15 protein-coding genes are annotated in these 16380 nt (G+C 66.5%); 5 read left to right on the top strand and 10 right to left on the bottom strand.

What is annotated here, in order from left to right; all coding sequences use genetic code 11:
* Positions 1–145: 145 nt before the first annotated feature.
* Positions 146–1354, bottom strand: coding sequence for a TAXI family TRAP transporter solute-binding subunit (locus QQL87_RS29125; RefSeq protein ID WP_284422550.1), 1209 nt, complete (start codon positions 1352–1354; stop codon positions 146–148).
* A gap of 401 nt (positions 1355–1755) precedes the next feature.
* On the opposite strand from QQL87_RS29125, the gene QQL87_RS29120 reads away from it, so the two are divergent.
* Positions 1756–2766 (top strand): ABC transporter substrate-binding protein, encoded by a 1011-nt coding sequence (locus tag QQL87_RS29120; RefSeq protein ID WP_284422547.1) that lies wholly within the window; start codon positions 1756–1758, stop codon positions 2764–2766.
* A gap of 279 nt (positions 2767–3045) precedes the next feature.
* Positions 3046–4461, top strand: coding sequence for an SEL1-like repeat protein (locus QQL87_RS29115; RefSeq protein ID WP_284422563.1), 1416 nt, complete (start codon positions 3046–3048; stop codon positions 4459–4461).
* Between the two features lie 46 nt (positions 4462–4507).
* On the opposite strand, the gene QQL87_RS29110 is transcribed toward QQL87_RS29115, so the two are convergent.
* The 7 genes from QQL87_RS29110 to soxX all read right to left on the bottom strand — a co-directional run bounded on the left by QQL87_RS29110 (position 4508) and on the right by soxX (position 10565).
* Entirely contained in the window at positions 4508–6127 is a 1620-nt protein-coding gene (locus QQL87_RS29110; protein WP_284422545.1) for a GMC family oxidoreductase, read from the bottom strand.
* 205 nt (positions 6128–6332) lie between these two features.
* A complete protein-coding gene (gene soxB / locus QQL87_RS29105) occupies positions 6333–8081 on the bottom strand; it encodes a thiosulfohydrolase SoxB (protein ID WP_284422544.1) in 1749 nt (582 codons plus the stop codon).
* A gap of 138 nt (positions 8082–8219) precedes the next feature.
* Positions 8220–8549: a hypothetical protein gene (locus tag QQL87_RS29100; RefSeq protein WP_284422543.1), complete on the bottom strand. Its 330-nt coding sequence runs from the start codon at positions 8547–8549 to the stop codon at positions 8220–8222.
* A complete protein-coding gene (gene soxA / locus QQL87_RS29095; RefSeq protein WP_284422542.1) occupies positions 8546–9394 on the bottom strand; it encodes a sulfur oxidation c-type cytochrome SoxA in 849 nt (282 codons plus the stop codon). The genes QQL87_RS29100 and soxA overlap by 4 nt, the downstream gene beginning before the upstream one ends.
* The gene (soxZ, locus tag QQL87_RS29090; protein ID WP_284422541.1) at positions 9391–9702 is read right to left on the bottom strand and encodes a thiosulfate oxidation carrier complex protein SoxZ; all 312 of its coding nucleotides are present in this window, start codon (positions 9700–9702) and stop codon (positions 9391–9393) included. Before soxZ ends, soxA begins: the two co-directional genes overlap by 4 nt.
* A 15-nt stretch (positions 9703–9717) precedes the next feature.
* On the bottom strand, positions 9718–10212 hold the full coding sequence (soxY, locus tag QQL87_RS29085; RefSeq protein WP_284422540.1) for a thiosulfate oxidation carrier protein SoxY: 495 nt from the start codon (positions 10210–10212) through the stop codon (positions 9718–9720).
* A 23-nt stretch (positions 10213–10235) separates the two neighbouring features.
* Positions 10236–10565 (bottom strand): sulfur oxidation c-type cytochrome SoxX, encoded by a 330-nt coding sequence (soxX, locus tag QQL87_RS29080; protein ID WP_284422539.1) that lies wholly within the window; start codon positions 10563–10565, stop codon positions 10236–10238.
* 152 nt (positions 10566–10717) lie between these two features.
* Here soxX and QQL87_RS29075 point away from each other — a divergent pair, with 152 nt between their 5' ends.
* Positions 10718–11395 (top strand): DUF938 domain-containing protein, encoded by a 678-nt coding sequence (locus tag QQL87_RS29075; RefSeq protein WP_284422538.1) that lies wholly within the window; start codon positions 10718–10720, stop codon positions 11393–11395.
* Between the two features lie 104 nt (positions 11396–11499).
* Here QQL87_RS29075 and QQL87_RS29070 read toward each other — a convergent pair whose 3' ends face one another.
* Positions 11500–13566 (bottom strand): prolyl oligopeptidase family serine peptidase, encoded by a 2067-nt coding sequence (locus QQL87_RS29070; protein WP_284422537.1) that lies wholly within the window; start codon positions 13564–13566, stop codon positions 11500–11502.
* A gap of 191 nt (positions 13567–13757) precedes the next feature.
* Here QQL87_RS29070 and QQL87_RS29065 point away from each other — a divergent pair, with 191 nt between their 5' ends.
* The gene (locus QQL87_RS29065) at positions 13758–14999 is read left to right on the top strand and encodes an MFS transporter (protein WP_284422536.1); all 1242 of its coding nucleotides are present in this window, start codon (positions 13758–13760) and stop codon (positions 14997–14999) included.
* Positions 15000–15098: 99 nt separating this feature from the next.
* Here QQL87_RS29065 and gstA read toward each other — a convergent pair whose 3' ends face one another.
* Positions 15099–15713, bottom strand: coding sequence for a glutathione transferase GstA (gstA, locus tag QQL87_RS29060; protein ID WP_284422535.1), 615 nt, complete (start codon positions 15711–15713; stop codon positions 15099–15101).
* 148 nt (positions 15714–15861) lie between these two features.
* On the opposite strand from gstA, the gene QQL87_RS29055 reads away from it, so the two are divergent.
* Positions 15862–16350: a MarR family winged helix-turn-helix transcriptional regulator gene (locus tag QQL87_RS29055; RefSeq protein WP_284422533.1), complete on the top strand. Its 489-nt coding sequence runs from the start codon at positions 15862–15864 to the stop codon at positions 16348–16350.
* Positions 16351–16380: the final 30 nt, after the last annotated feature.

The raw sequence follows: 16380 nt of genomic DNA, 5'->3' as shown, positions 1-16380 counted from the left end.
AAGTGGAAACCGGTTCTCCGAACACATCATGCTCGAACGAGGGGATGAGATCGTGATGCGATGCCGTGGAACCGCATCACGATCCGAGAGAGATGCGGCGACGTCGCCGCTGCATCTCGGTCCATGACGTTCGGCGGCCTGGCCGCTACTGCCGCTTCCGCTCGTTGTCGGACCACTCGCGAAATTCGCGGAACAGCCGCTGCTTGTCCTCAGCCGTTTCCACGACCGGGCGCCCCTGTGCGCGCGCCGCACGGAACTGCTCGAACTGCGCCTGCTGCAGCAGGTCCTGCGCCAGCGGGAAGCGCTGCCATCCCGGCAGCTCCCGGTTGAGATCGACCTCCTGCCATTTCGGATGCCGCGGCGGCTTCTTCAACGCGGGCAGCCGTGCGAACAGCTCCTCGACGAACCGCGCGACCCGGCGATATCTCTCGCTGGCGGGCGGCCAGTTGTTGGTGATGAGAACGGAATCGACCGTCACGGTCGGCACCGCCTGGTTCGAATCCATCAGGCTGGGGTAGAGCGCCGGCTCGAGCTGGCCCGCCTGATAGACGTTCTGCAGGCTGCGGCTATAGGGAACCTCGAGCAGGTGCAGATTGTCCTTGGCGGAGAGCCGCGCCAGGAATCCGGCGGGCTTGCCGGAGAAGGCGACGGTGGCCGCGATCTCTCCGCGCTTGATCGCCTCGATCGCGTCGGCCTGGCTGAGATTGACCTCCTGGACCGAAATGCCGAGCAGCCCGAACACGTCGCGGGCGGTGACCTGCGTCGTCGAGCCCGCATCCGAGAAGTTCACCTTCTTGTTGGTGAGCTCCTCGATCGTCCTGATGTTGCGGCTGGCGACCACATGCATCTCTTCGGAGAACAGCCGGGCGATGTAGGTCAGCCGCGTCTCCAGGCTTGCGCCCAGCTCGCCCGTCGATGCGAAATAGCGCAGCATCTGCGTCGAGGTGATGCCGATGTCGACGCCGCGCAAATAGAGCACGTCGCGGATGTTCTGCGCGCCGCCGAGGCCGACGATCGGCAAAAGCCGCAGGTTGTCATCATTGAGAACGACCGCGAGATCATGCGTGATGTCGAGATAGGTCTCCTCCGGACTGCCGGCCACGATCGCCACCGTGTTGGCGTTGAGCTTGGCCTTCCATTGGTCCTCCACGCGCGGCGGCCGCGCGGGCTGTGCCGCCGGCGGCTGCTCGATGGCATCAGCAGCGCCCGGGAGCAGGCCTGCGATGAGAAGCGCGGTCAGGGCCGCGCCAATCGCCCTCAGCCGCCGCACACGGCGCTTGCTGCGATCGCCTGTCGTTCGCGCAGCCACACCGAGCCTATTCCAAAGCAGTTTGCAGCCTTGACTGTCCGTCATCAGACTCTCCAGGTCGTTCGTCAGCAAGCACGACAGCGTGAGCCTGGTTCGCGGTGCGCGAACCTGGCCATGGCACAACCAAAGAGCGATTAGTCGATCTTTTCACGGGCGAAGATTTAGCCGCATCAAGGCGGTTGTTTGATCGCAGCTACAATTTAAGCGGCATAATCGGCAAAAAATAAAGTTGTGATTGAGGCAGTTGTCATGATGCAGCCATACATACCTGAGTTGTTGAGTGAGATCCGGAGCCGCCGGCCGCGCGTTGTCTTGGCACGCGCATGATCGCGAAGCGGATGGTCCGGCGTGGCGTCCGATAGGATGGCGCCGAGCAAGATATAATGAGTGGCCGAAAGCAATCGGCCCGCGATCCAGATGATGAATCGACAAAATGGGAGTGGATCATGGATCGGCGCAGATTCGTTGCCGCCAGTGTCGGGTCGCTTGGACTGACTGCCATCGGCGTCTCGCCGTTTGGCCGCCCGGCGCTCGCGCAGGCTCGGACCAAGATCAGGGTCGGTCATCTTCATACGCTCGCGGTCGATGGCCAGATCTGGCTCGCCGATCATCTCGGCGCCTGGGCAAAGAACGGCCTCGACCCGCAGTTCAAGGAGTTCAAGACCGGCATCGAGCTGTTCACGGCGCTGTCGGGCGGCGAGATCGACATGCTGACCACCGGCGCGGTGATCTCGAATTTCCCCGCGCGCGGTCAGGGCAAGATGTTCCTGGCCAACTCGATCGAGTTCGCGACGGCCCAGCTCTGGGTGCGCGAGGATCAGGGTATCCGGCAGTTCTCGGACCTGCGCGGCAAGCGCGTGGCGACGACGGCCGGCACCACCGCGCACGTCTTCCTGGACAATGCGTTGCGGGAAAACCAGTTTGCGCCGACCGACATCGAACTGGTGAGCATGCCGATGCCCGAGGCGGTCAATGCCTTCATCACCGGGGGCGTCCCCGCGGTCGCGCTGTGGGTGCCGTTCAACATCGCGGTGCGAGAGAAGGTGACATGGGCGAAGAAGCTGCTCGATGCCGGCGCCTACTATCCCAGCGCGGCGGTCGTCGGCGGCTGGGCAACCACGGCGGCCTACCACGCCGCCAACCGGGCGGTGCTGTCGCGCGTGATCAAGGCGTGGACCGAGGGCAACGACATGCTGATCGCCCGGTCCAACGAGGCTCTCAACGTCCTGCACGAGAAATATTACGCGCAAGTCCCCGATCGCGACATGCGCGAGCAGTTCGGCGCCATGCGGGTGTTTCCAACCGCGGTATGGCGCCGGCTCTACAGCAATGGCGCCATCACCGACTGGCTGCAGCAGGTCTCGAACTTCTACGCGCGAATCGGCAAGATCGAGAAGCCCGTTCCCGCCGCGGACTACTTCGATCCGAACCTGTTTCTGTCGGTGATCAAGGCGTGAAGGACATCCGATCCGGCCGAAATGTCCGGGCGCAATCTAAAGGCGATGCCGAGCGCGGCCGAATTCAGGCGTTTTCTCACAGGGCCGTTTCACGGCGCTCTTTCTGCCGCATTTTGATTGTCGTATGCTATCTTAACGTGTCTCGTCGCCCGGAGTGAGACTTGGCGATGGTGTTGGGACGCGTGTGCCTGACCGCGGCTGCGTCCGAGCCGGCCATCTCCGGCGCGACGCTGGGCAGAGCACGTTTGTTGAGGGCGAGGACGACGTCGGGTGGGGACGATGTCCGAGCGGAATCACGAACCGCCTCGACTCGGCAGCGCAGCTTGTTCGTCGCTGCCGGATCAGGCCAATCAGGTCACGTCTTCAGGCGCAAATGCCGGCGTGGCGATCAAACTGAAAGAGTGGAATCGGAGTGCCGGCGACGCGCCCCAGCCGTCGCCGATCATGCGAGTCGCTGATTCGCAGCGGGCAAGGCGGCCTATCGCGCATCTGCGAGGGCACGACAATCGGGGACTTGGTAACGGGGAACATGGCGTGAGTGAGCAGGACGAAGAGAAATCTCCCAACAGCTTGCGCTACTACGCTCCGCGCCGCTCGCGGGAGTCTGGCGCGCTGGAGGCAGCCCGTCCGGAGCTGGCGCCGCCTGCGACTGACGTCGCGGCGCGCGCGGAGCCCGTTGTCGCCCCCGGCGGTGAAGGCCGTCGCGATGTGTTCAGCGAGGCCGTGGCGCGGGCGGAGCGGCAGCGGCTCGACCCGGAGTTCGTCGCTGCGCCGGCCTTTGCCGAAGGTCGCTCCGCCAGAGGCATTGGCGTTGGGTTGGCCGTCGTGACCACGGCGGGACTGCTGGCGGCGCTGGCCTACACCGTGGCATTTCCGATGCCGGGGGTGAAGAGCCAGGCCGTCGCGGCGTGGTCGAGCTTGACGGCCGGGCATCCGCGCCCGCCCCCGCCAACTCCCGTTTCAACCCTGATCGTGCGCGGCAACAGCGGCCCGCTCAATGCGCAGCTGGACCTCGGCGTCGCGGTCGAGCATGCGGCGCCGGGAATGGTCGTCTTGATCAGCAAGGTGCCGCCCGGCGCACGAATCACGGCGGGGCGCCGCATCGGCAACGGCGAGGAATGGCGCGTGCCGTCCATGGATGTTGCGGATGCCGCGATCGTTCCGCCGATCGATTTTGCCGGTGAGTTGAATCTGCCGCTCGAGCTGCACGATGCCACGGGGGCGACGCTGGTGAAGTCGTTCGTTCGGCTGTCCTGGGCCGCGCCACCGAGCCCGGTCGTCGTCACCGGCTCGACGCCCGCTGCCGAGGCCAAAGCCGTGCCGCAGGATGCCGCGCCGGTGCCGCCGGTCGCAGCGGCCACGGCGGCTGTTCCTCCGGCTGCCCCGGCCGATCCGGTGCTCGCATGGACGCCGAACGAAGTTGCGGGCTTCGTCAGGCGAGCCCAGGAGCTGCTGGCCAGCGGCGAGGTCCAGGCCGCGCGGCTGCAGCTGCTGCGCGCAGCAGAGGCGCGCGATCCGCGGGCCGCATTGCTGCTGGCGAAAACCTTCGACCCGGTCTCGCTCAAGCAGTTCGGCGTGGCCGACGCAGGAACGGATCTGGCGCAGGCCCGCATGTGGTATCAGCGCGCCCGCGAATGGGGATCACCGGAGGCGCAGCGCCAGCTCGATGCGCTGGCGAGCTATCCGCGGCGCTGAGCCAGACGACGACGGCGTGGAGCACGGCCGGCGCAAGCCGCGCGGCTTAGAGGCCCCTGCCGGCGGGGGCGCCACCATCGACGAGCGCCGCGCCGCGCTCTCCGATCATGAGGCTGGTCGCGTTGGTGTTGGCCGAGGTGATCTGAGGCATGACCGAGGCGTCGATGACGCGCAGCCGATCGACACCGCGCACCCGGAGGTTCGGATCGAGCACCGCGCGGTCGTCGGCGCCGATGCGGCAGGTGCCGACGGGATGGAACACCGTGCCGCCGGTGGTGCGTGCGAAATCCCACAGAGCGGCTTTGCTGGCGACCGCGTCGCCCGGCGCGACCTCGACGTCCCACAGCTTGCGGAAAGAGGGCTGGCGAAAGATGTCACGCAGCATTTCGAGGCCGGCGACGATGGTCGCGCGGTCGATCTCCTCGGCGAAATAATTAGGGATGATGGTGGGCTGGTCGAACGGGTCGGCGGAGCAGATCACGACGGAGCCGCGCGACTGCGGGTGACATTGCCAGACCGAGGCGGTGAATCCCGAATAGGCGTGCAACGGCGCGCCCGGTCTGTCGACCGATAGTGGCATCACGTTGAATTGCACGTCGGCGCGTCCCCCGGCGGCGAGGTGGGTGCAGGCCGCGCCGCCGACCTGGCCCGCGCCTGCCGTCAGCGGACCCCGGCCGGCGAACAGCCATTGCAGGCCCATCTTGGCGAGCTCGTAGGGATTGCGGACCTGGTCGTTGACGGAGATCTTCTGTTTGAGGCGGACGATCATGCGCGCCTGATAGTGATCCTGAAGATTGCCGCCGACATCCGGCGCATCGGCGACGACGGCAATGCCAAGCGAGCGCAGCAGGTCGGCCGGCCCGATGCCGGACAGTTGCAGCAATTGCGGCGACTGCAGCGCGCCGGCTGCGAGCAGAACCTCGCGATCCGCCGCCGCCGAGACCACCGCACCATCCTTGATCCATTCCACGCCGCTCGCCGACCGACCGTCGAACGTCACCCGGCTGGCCTGGGCGCCGGTGACGACGGTCAAATTGGGGCGATGCATGATCGGATGGAGAAACGCGGTCGCCGCGCTCGATCGCCAGTGGCGGCCGATGCCGAGCTGATAGCTGCCGACGCCGAGCGTCGTCGGGCCGTTGAAGTCGCCATTTCTCGGGAGTCCGAATTCCGCTGCGGCGTCGACCCAGGCCGCGGAGGCGGGATTGCCGGTCCGAAGCTCGGACACGGCGAATTCACCGAGGCCGCCATGATACTGGCTGTCGCCGCCCTGGTAGCGTTCGTATCGGCGGAAATAGGGCAGCAGCTCGCGGTAGCTCCAGCCGGCTGCGCCGAGCCGTTCCCAATCATCGAAGCCGGCCGGCTCGCCGCGGATGAAGATCAGGCCGTTGATCGAGGACGAGCCACCGAGCACGCGGCCGCGCGGCCACACGATCGCGCGGCGGTCCGTGAGCTCGCTCGGCTCGGTCTGGAACAGCCGCGAGAAGCGGTTGTCGTAGATGCTGCGATAATAGCCGATCGGAATCCGGAGCCAGAAGTGCCGGTCGGAGCCGCCGGCTTCGAGCAGCAGCACGCGGCAGGTGGCGTCGGCCGACAATCGGTTGGCGAGCACGCATCCCGCCGAGCCCGCGCCGACGATGATGTAGTCGTATCCGCGTGCAGCCATGGGGGATGTCCTCTCGGAAGACGATGGGCTGACGAGCCTCGACGTTCGCGCGCAAGGCCGCGCAGGCCGCATCGACACTATCGCATCGCAAGTGAGTGTCCACGAGGGAGGGGGCCGATGCAGGGCGAGACGCCGTCGAGCATGCTCCGCTCCGGCGCTGACAATATGGCGGAACGCCGTGTCGCGGGCGGCTGCCCGCTGCAGCTCACGATTGCGATGCGAATCCCGGATTGCCGTCGACGCCGGACAGCGTGACCGTGCTGGTCCCCGCTGACGTGAGGCCGACGCTGCGCAGATGCGCGGCGACGATGTCCCAGACCGGCTTGCCGTCCTGCGCGTTCATCGATGCCCAGCCGGCGACCTTGTAGGTCTTCCCCGCCTCGAGCGAGCGGCCGTTGTCGAGCGTGAGATCGGAGATGCGCCGGCCGATCGGCTCCGACGGCGCGCAGCGGTAGGACAGGCCTTCGAGCCGCACCATGTCGCCGCCCTGCTGCAGATAGGGATCCGCGTTGAAGAGATTGTCGCAGACGTCCTCCAGCACGGCCTTGATGTCAGCGCCGGTCATCCGCTGCACATAGGTCTCGGGATAGCTGATCGCGGTCTGCGCCAGCACATCCTCCAGCATGATGGATTGTCCGGCCAGCAAGGTCGGGCCCCAGCGAAATCCCGGCGACAGCGCGATCTGCGCATCGAGCTGGCTGAGCAGCGCCGCGCAGATCACGTCGTCGGTGGGGCCTTCGAAATTGCCGCGCCGGTAGAGCAGCCGGTCGGAGGTCGCGAGCTTCTCGCTCCAGGCCGCGACCTGGGGCTGCTGCGTCTGGTCGATCAGCGCCTGCATCGCGGCGTCGGGCTTCAGCAGCTCCGAATAGACCGGCAGCAGCCGGTAGCGCGCATCGGCGACGCGGCCCTTGCCGACGTCGAGATCGAGCACGGCAAGGAATTTGCCGTTCGAGCCGGCATTGGTGACAAGCGTCGCGCCCTTGGCATTGGTCACCGCGACCGGCTGCGGAATCGCATCATGGGTGTGGCCGCCGAGGATGACGTCGATGCCCGTGACACGGCTCGCCAGCTTGAGGTCGACGTCCATGCCGTTGTGCGACAACAGGATCACCGCATCCACCTTGTCGGCGCCGCGCAGGGCATCGACCAGCTTCTGCAGTTCCTCCTCGCGGATGCCGAACGTCCAGTCCGGCGTGAAGCGGCGGGGATGGGCGATCGGCACATAGGGGAAGGCCTGTCCGATCACGGCGATGCGTGCGCCGCCGATCTCCCGGATCATGGCCGGCTTGAACACGCGGCCGGAGCCGGGATCGAGCGCCTTGGCGTCGTTGAACGCGGCCTCCTCGGTCAGGAACACGTTCTGCGCCAGGAACTCGCCCTTGAAGCGGGCGAGATTGGCGCGCAGCGCCTCCTCGCCATAGGTGAACTCCCAATGTCCGGTCATGGCGTCGATGCCGAGCAGATTGGCCGCGCTCACCATGTCGGCGCCGCGCATCGCGTTGGCGAGGCCGGTGCCCTGCCAGAGATCGCCGCCGTCGAGCAGCAGCGAGCGATGATCGCCGGCATCGGTGCGCAGCTTGTCGATCAGCGTCTTCAGATGCGCAAAGCCGCCCATCCGGCCGAAGCGGCCGGCATATTTCTCGAACTCGAAGCAGGTGAACGCATAGGCCTCGGCGCTGTCGGGACGGATGCCATAGCGGTCGAGGAAGGCGCGCTCGACCAGATGCGGCGGCCGCCCCCACATCTCGCCGATGCCGAGATTGACGCTCGGCTCGCGGAAGAACACCGGCCGCAGCTGCGCATGCGTATCCGTGATGTGCAGGATGCGCGCATTGCCGAATTTCTCGACGTCGTAGAGGCTCACCGTGTCGACGGCGCGGGCGCTGCGCAGCAGCGCCGGTGCGGCGAGTACCGCGGCACCTGATGCTTTCAGAAAGTCCCGGCGCCGAATCATGGCTCGCGTCCACCGATCATGATGCGATTCCGTGGAATCGCATCATGATCGGTCCCCTTGTTTGCGCATGATCTCCGCGCAAACGCCTTCGGCGTTTGTCGCGAGGGAAAACCGGTGTCCGCCGTTCCGGATCATGCTCTAGCGGATCTCCATGTCCCTCCAGCGCTGCTTCTCGCTGGTGGCCTGGATGATCGAGGCCCTGGCGAGTGCCTCGGCCTCCTGGGCTGATTTGAGTGCAGAATCGAAGTTGCCGGACTCTGCCGCCTTCTTCGCAGCATTGAGTGCGGTCTGTGTCACGGTCCATTGGTTGCGCAGACGTCCGGCTTCCTTGTGGGCGCTCTCGGCCGCCGCGACAGCCGTGAGATAGTCGGCTTCCGACGCGGCCCGCGCGGAGCCTGCGCCAGCCGCTGCTACCATCATGGCGAACACGATCTTTTTCATGACGTGGGTGGTCGCGAAATTTCTCATGGCCGCGCTCCCGGTCCTGAAACCGGCAGGCCGTTCGACACGTAGGAGAGATAATATTCGAGGTTGCGGTATTCGTCCGACTGCGGCTCCAGCGGCACGGCGCGGGTCTGGCTGTTGCAGGTGACGATGCGGCGGCTGATCGTGCCCATGCCGCTCCATTCGGAGCGGTAGATCGGCATGGCGTTGAGGATGCCGATTGCGGGTGCCAGGATCTCGGCGCGGATGCGCTCGCCCGGGCTTTGCACGTGGCAGCTGGCGCAGGAAAAGTTCAGCTGGCCGCGGCGGGTGTAGAAATACTCCTTGCCCTGCTCATAGGCCTCCAGCGCGCGCGGATCATCCGGGATCTTGATGTCGAAGCGCTTGCCGCGCGAGGTGAACGCCATGTAGGCCGTGAGCGAGGCCATCTCGTCCTTGACGTAGGAATAGGGCGCCTCGCCATTGGCCTCGCGGCAGCGGTTCAGCGCCAGCTCCAAGGTGATGACCTTGCCTTCCTTGTCGTCGAAATACGGATAGGTCTGCCGGATGCCGATGCCGCCATTCGGGAAGCAGTCGGCATAGGTCTTGCCGTTCTTGAACGGCTTGGCGAACATCTCCTTGCCCGCGTCGAGCGCGAACTCATAAGGCGGGAACTGCTCCTTCTCCTCCCACTGCCGGCGCATGTCGGCGTTCATCGAATAGGGCCCGTTGACGAAATCGTCGAACGCGACCTTCGGGAACTTCTTGACGAAGTAGTCCTGAAACGCCTTGGCGTCGGCGGCCGGGTCGGGCTTGTCGGCGGCCGCCGCGCTCGACGCGCCGAAGGCGAGGGTGGCCGCGACGGCGAGCGCGAGGCGCATCGCGCTCATTGGATCGTCGCCGTGAGGCTGTCGGTTGCGCCGGTATTGTCGACCCAGCTCACCTTCAGCTCATCGCCCTTCGCCGCGCCCTTGAAGGCGAACTTGACGTAGGGGTCCTTGGAGACCGCGGTGCCCCAGTCCGCCAGGAACACGGTCTTGTCCTTGTGCGTGAAGGTCAGCTGCTGGATGTAGTGCGCCGGGATCAGCTCGCCCTTGGCGTCCTTGACGAGGCCGGTATCCATCGGGTGCTGGATCAGGGTCTGCACCTCGGCGATCTCGCCGTTCAGGATTGCGCGGACGCGGATGCTCGATGCCATGATGATCTCCTGCCCCTAGCCGCCGCAGCCGCCGACGGTGACCTTGACCTCCTTGGTCGCGCTGTAGAGCTTGCCGCCGGATTCGACGAGCGCGATCACGTTCGAGGTCTTGGCCATCTTCAGCCGGTTCGCCACCGCAGGCACGGTGCCCTCGGGGATCTTGTAGGACGCCGCCAGCGCGTTCGGATTCTCGGCGACGATGAAGGCGATCGAGGTGACGTTCGGCAAGGTCGTGGTCACCGCGATCGGCACCACGCCGCCATTCTCGGCGATCTCGGGCGCGTCCAGCTTGATCTTGTCGGAGGCCTCGTGGTCGCGGCCGTACAGCGCCTTGACCGCATCAGTGGCATTCTTCTGCCTGAAGGCGTCGTCCGGATATTTGTTGTCGTTGCTCGCAGCAAGGACGGGGGGCGCATGCAACACGGCATTGCCGAGGCCGATCAGCGCGACGAGGCCAGCGCCCTTGATGAAGAGGCGGCGGCTCGCCAACGGGCCGAACGAGGCAGTCATGGCAGGGTCTCCAAACATGGAACTCAGAGGGTCTGCAGGAAATCGACGATGGCGCTGATTTCCTGCTCGGTCAGGATGCGGTTGCGGCCGAACGGCGGCATCACCGTCAGTGGATTGCGCGCGGTCTCGTCATGGAGGATCGCGATCAGCCCGGCGCGGTCGTAGCGCGCCTTGAGATTCTCCAGCTTCGGACCGATCGAGCCCGGCAGGTCGCCACCCTTGATCTCGTGACAGGTGAGGCAATTGCCCTTGCCGCGGTCGAAGGCGAGCTTCTGGCCCTCGGCGGCGCCGGACTGGGCGTGGGCGGCCGTGGACGCGGCGAACGAAAGCCCGAGCGCCAGGGCGGTACGCATGACAATTGTGATCAAGGTGAAGTTCCGACGTCTCGGTGATCTCGGCAATATAGGGGCTGCAAAGCATAAAGACCATCGGCTGACAATGCAGCTATGGTGCCCGCCGCAACGCGGTTAATGGGGCCGTCCAGCAGGTGGCCGGGAGTTTGGGAATGGCGGACTATGTCGTGGAGTTCGGCCGGGATGGCCGCCCCGTGGAACCGGACGGACGGCTGGATGCCGCGGCGTTCCATCGCAACCATCAGCCGATCTGGGCGGTGCTGGCGCGGTTGCTCGATGGGGCAACGGGCGACGTGCTGGAGGCCGGCAGCGGCACCGGCCAGCATATGGTCCATTTCGCGTCCCAGCGCCCCGATCTCACCTGGTGGCCGAGCGATCTCAACGACAACCACCTGACCAGCATCGCGGCCTGGCGCAGGCATGCGGGGCTGTCCAACATCCGCGACGCCCGGCGCGTCGACCTCGCCGATCCCGGCTGGGCCGCCGCGTTCCGCGCCGCCGGCGGACCGGAGCACCTCACGGCGATCTTCTGCGCCAATGTGATTCACATCGCGCCCTGGTCGGTGGCGGAGGGCTTGTTCGCGGGTGCAGGGCAGGCGCTCTCGCCCGATGGCCTGCTCGTGCTCTACGGCCCGTTCAAGCGCGATGGCAAGCACAGCGCGGTCAGCAACGCGGTGTTCGATAGCTCGCTGCGCGAGGGCAATCCGGACTGGGGCGTCCGCGACATCACCGATCTCGAAGCGCTGGCGGCGCGCAACGGGCTTACGTTGCGTGAGACGGTGGAGATGCCCGCCAACAACATGATCCTGGTGTTCGCGCGCCGGTCCTAACGCACTCACCGTCATTGCGAGCGAAGCGAAGCAATCCAGGGCCGGGTCGGAACTCTGGATTGCTTCGTCGCTTCGCTTCTCGCAATGACGGCGGAGAGGTCAGCCTACTCCAACTCCAGCCCCACATGCCGCGCCAGGAATCGCGTGCCCAGCGTGATGAAGCTGGCGCGCTCGCGGTTGTCGGTGCCGTAGCCATGGCCGCCGGCGGCGGGCTCGTAGAACCAGGTATCGTAGCCCATGGCCTGCAGCTTGGCCGTCATCTTGCGCGCGTGTCCCGGATGCACGCGGTCGTCGCGCCGCGTGGTCGCGATCAGGATCGGCGGATAGGGCTGGCCGGGCTTGGCGGTGTGATAGGCCGAGTAGGTCTGCAGCCAGCCCCAGTCCTCGTCCTTGTCGGGATCGCCATATTCGGCGATCCAACTCGCGCCGGCGAGCAGCTTGGTGTAGCGGCGCATGTCGATCAGCGGGATGGTGCAGAACAGCGCGCCGAAGCGCTCGGGGTAGCGCACCAGCATGTTGGTGATCAGGATGCCGCCATTGGAGCCGCCTTGGGCGGCGATGCGCTTCGGCACCGTGACGCCACGGCGGACGAGATCGGCGGCGACGGCGGCGAAATCATCATGCGCGAGCCGCTTGCCGGCGTAGCGGCCGGCATCGTGCCAGGCGGTGCCGAACTCGCCGCCGCCGCGGATATTGGCCTCGACAATGGTGCCGCCGCGCTCCAGCCACAGCTTGCCGAGCGCCGCGTTGTAGGCCGGACGGATGCTATGGCCGAAGCCGCCATACGCGCTCATATACACCGGCGCATCGCCGGTAAGCTCGGCCGGCCCGGTCTGGGTATAGGGGATGCGCGCGCCGTCGACCGAGATCGCCTCGTGCCGCGTCACGACGTGCCCCTCGGCGATGAAGGTACGCGGCGCCTGCTTCAGCACGGTGGGCGCGCCGAAACCCTCGATCAGCTGCAGCGCCGGCGGCGTCAGCGGATCCTGGACGCTGGCGAGCAGGTCGCCATTGCCCGTGAGCTCGTCCGCATCGAGCGGCCAGAGGTTGACGGTGGCCAGCTCCGGTAGTCCCAGGAGCCGCTGCTGGCTCCAGCCCTGCGCCGACGGGGTCCACACCTCGAACCGCGGCCGGAGTTCGTCGAGGATCGACAGCACCAGGCATCCACCGGCCCAAGATAGTCCCTGCAGCGCGCGGCGCGGGCCCGGTTCGAACACAGGAACGAAATCGCGCGCGCCCGCAAGAAACGCTGACAGCCGGATGCCCATCACCACGTCTGCCGCGTGCGTGGTCGTGCCAATCGTCCAGGGCTGGCGCAGCTTGATCGCGAGCCAGTCGCCATCCGGGATGGCCCAGCTGTCGGTCGGCAAATCGAGCCTGGTGTGTGCGCCGGTCGCGTCGCCGAGCCAGAGATGATGGTTGAAGAAGTCGAGCCCCTCCGAGAACCACACCCGCGCCGGCGTCACGCTGCGGTCGACACCGGCCCGCACCCAGACCGATTCGCTGTTCTCGGCAGCGAAGATCACCTGCGCCGCTTCAATCGGCTCGCCGCGCCGCCACCGCCGCACCGTGCGCGCATAACCTGACGGCGTCGCCATGCCATCGCCGTAGGCGCTCGACAGCACCAGCGTATCCTGGTCGATCCAGTCGACGCTGCCCTTGGCTTCGGGCAGCGTGAAGCCGCCGTCGACGAAGCGCTTTGTCGTCAGGTCGAACTCGCGCAACACCACGGCATCGCTGCCGCCGCGCGACAGCGACAGGATCGTGCGCTCATGCGCCGGCGGCAGGCTCGACACCCAGTTCAGCGCCCAGTCCTCGCCTTCGTCGGCAGCCAGGCGGTCGATGTCGAGCAGCACGTCCCATTGCGGCTGCGCCTTGCGGAACTCGGCCAATGTCGTGCGCCGCCACAGGCCGCGCGGGTGCGCCGCATCCTTCCAATGATTGTACAACAGCCCGTTGCGCCGGCTGACGAACGGGATGTTGTCGGGCCGGTCGAAGATCGCGGCCAGGGTATCGCGGTCGCGTTCGAAGCCGGCATCGCCGAACGCAGCCAGCGTGCGCTGGTTCTGCGCTGCGACGAAGGCGAGCGCGCGCTCGCCTTCGATATCCTCGAGCCAGAGATACGGATCGTCGTCGGGCGCCGCGAGGTTCGGACGATCGTCGATGGACATGGCTCAGGCTCCGCTGGCGACATTGACGCGACAATACCGCTGGCCTGATTAACCGTGCGTCCCGAGGCTGTCGAATCAACAGCGCTGCATGGCGGTCGTCCGTTCGCGCCCGTTGCCTCCGGCATGCGCTTCCCGCAATAGTGCGGCCACAGCAGAGACGCTGGAGCGCGCTGGCGCGTCCCCACACCCCTATGATCGAGCTGATCGTGAGCGAAGACACCTCCGACGACGCCCGCGCGCGCCGCAACGTGGCACGTCTCGCCGCCGCGCAGGCGCTGACCGGCGCCAACTCCGCCGTGATCTTCGCCACCGGCGCAATCGTCGGCGTCACCATCGCGCCCAACATCGGGCTCGCGACCGTGCCGATCTCGATGTACGTGGTCGGCCTCGCCGCCGGCACCCTGCCGACCGGCGCGATCTCGCGCCGCTACGGTCGCCGCACGGCTTTCCTGATCGGCACCGGCTGCGGCGCCATCACCGGCGTGCTCGGCTGCCTCGCCATCATCAGCGGCTCGTTCGCGCTGTTCTGCCTCGCGACCTTCCTCGGCGGCCTCTACGGCGCGGTTGCACAATCCTACCGCTTTGCGGCGGCCGACGGCGCCAGCGCCGCGTTCCGGCCCAGGGCGGTGTCGTGGGTGATGGCGGGCGGCATCTTCGCCGGCCTGCTCGGTCCGCAGCTCGTGCAATGGACCATGGACGTCTGGGCGCCTTATCTGTTCGCCTTCAGCTATCTGATCCAGGCGGCGGTCGCGCTGGTCGCGATGGGCATCGTCGCCGGCGTCGACCTGCCGAAGCCCGCGCCGGCCGACCTGCATGGCGGACGGCCGCTCGGCGAGATCGTGCGCCAGCCGCGCTTCATCGCGGCCGCGTTGTGCGGCACCATCGCCTATCCGGTGATGAACCTGGTGATGACGTCGGCGCCGCTGGCGATGCAGATGTGCGGGCTCACGGTGTCGGATTCGAATTTCGGCCTGCAATGGCACATCGTCGCGATGTACGGCCCGAGCTTCTTCACCGGCTCGCTGATCGCCCGCTTCGGCGCGCCGGCCATCGTCGCGCTCGGCCTCGCGCTGGAGGCCGTCGCCGCCATCATCGGCCTGTCCGGTCTGACCGCGATGCACTTCTGGGCCACGCTGGTGATGCTCGGCGTGGGCTGGAATTTCGGCTTCGTCGGTGCCTCCGCGCTGGTGCTCGAGACCCACACGTCAGCGGAGCGCAACAAGGTGCAGGCCTTCAACGATTTCCTGATCTTCGGCCTGATGGCGCTGGGCTCGTTCTCGTCGGGACAGCTGCTCGCCCATTTTGGCTGGTCCGCGGTCAACCTCGTGGTTTTCCCACCGGTGCTGCTCGGCCTCTGCGTGCTCGCTTTGGCGTGGTCGTCGAAGCGCCGCGATGCGCGGCTCGCGGCGGTGGATCTGGCGGAGCGGTCATAGCGAGGCTGACGCGGCAACCTCAGGGCGCTCCCCTCCCCGCAAGGGAAGGGGAGCTCACCGGCTTCGTGGCCAGCCGATCGCGTCGTCAGACGCGTCCGCTCACCCCGCCTTCATCAGCCCTTCCTTCGTCAGCGCCTCCTGCACCTTCGGCCGCGCGGCGACGCGAGCCTTGTAGGCGAGCAGGTTGGGCATCGCCGAGAGGTCGAACTTCATCCGCTCCGCCCAGGTCAGGATGGTGAACAAATAGCCGTCGGCGACCGTGAACTGGCTGCCCATCAGGTAATCGCGGCCGGCGAGCTGGCTGTCGATATATTTGAACTTGCCCATCACCCGGTCCTTGAAGAAGGCCTTGGCGTCGTCGGCCAGCGCCGGCGAGAACATCGGGCCGAAATTCTTGTGCAGCTCCGAGGTGATGAAGTTCAGCCACTCCAGCAGCTTGTAGCGCTCGCCGCTGTCGCGGGCCGGCGCCAGATTCTTGCCGGTGGCCTGGTCGGCGATCATCTGGACGATGACCGGGCCTTCGGTCACGATTTCGCCGCTCGAAAGCCCCAGTGCCGGCACCTGGCCCTTCGGATTGATCTTGAGGTAATCGTCGCCATTTTCCAGGGTCTTGGCGCGCAGATCGACCTTGACCAGATCATAGGGCAGGCCGGCCTCGAGCAGGGCGATGTGGGGCGAGAGCGAGCAGGCGCCGGGTGAATAATAAAGTTTCATCGGGTATTCCCTCCGTGAGACCGTTGTTGTCGTTGGAACCGATCGGGGCGTCACACGCCGCCCTTAAATGCAATTGCATGGAATCGTCAAGATTGATGCAGCTGCATCGAATGCGCTACAACGAGGATCTGAGGATACGAGCTGGCCCATGAAACGCAAACCATCGACCGAGGCGACTGCCGCCTGGATCCGCCTGATGCGGGTCCAGAGCCGGGTGCTCGACTGTGTCGAGCAGGAGCTGAAGAAGGCCGGTTTCCCGCCATTGGCCTGGTATGATGCGCTTCTGGAGCTGTCCCGCGCCCCCGCTGGCGAGCTTCGCCCGGTCGAGCTGGAGCGGCAGATGCTGATCCCGCAATACTCGACCTCGCGGCTGATCGACCGGCTGGCTGACGAAGGTCTGGTGATCAGGCGGGAATGCCAGATGGACAAGCGCGGCCAGTTCGTCGAGATCACCGAGGCCGGGCGCGAGCTGCAGAAGCGGATGTGGTCGGCCTATTCGGCTGCGATCGAGAAGCATGTCGGCTCCAAGCTGTCGGATGCCGACGCGTCCAGGCTGTGCACGCTGCTCGACCGTCTCGGCTGTTCCTGCGGTCAGGCCGCGCAATTGTCTGCCGAAGAGGGCGCGTCGACCCGATGAAGCACCGGCACCCATTCACAGCCGCGGTCC

This window comes from Bradyrhizobium sp. SSBR45G (genome assembly GCF_030159255.1).
Classification (GTDB): Bacteria; Pseudomonadota; Alphaproteobacteria; order Rhizobiales; family Xanthobacteraceae; genus Bradyrhizobium.
Note: the sequence above shows the minus strand (reverse complement) of the source record. Positions and strands in the feature narration are given on the sequence as shown.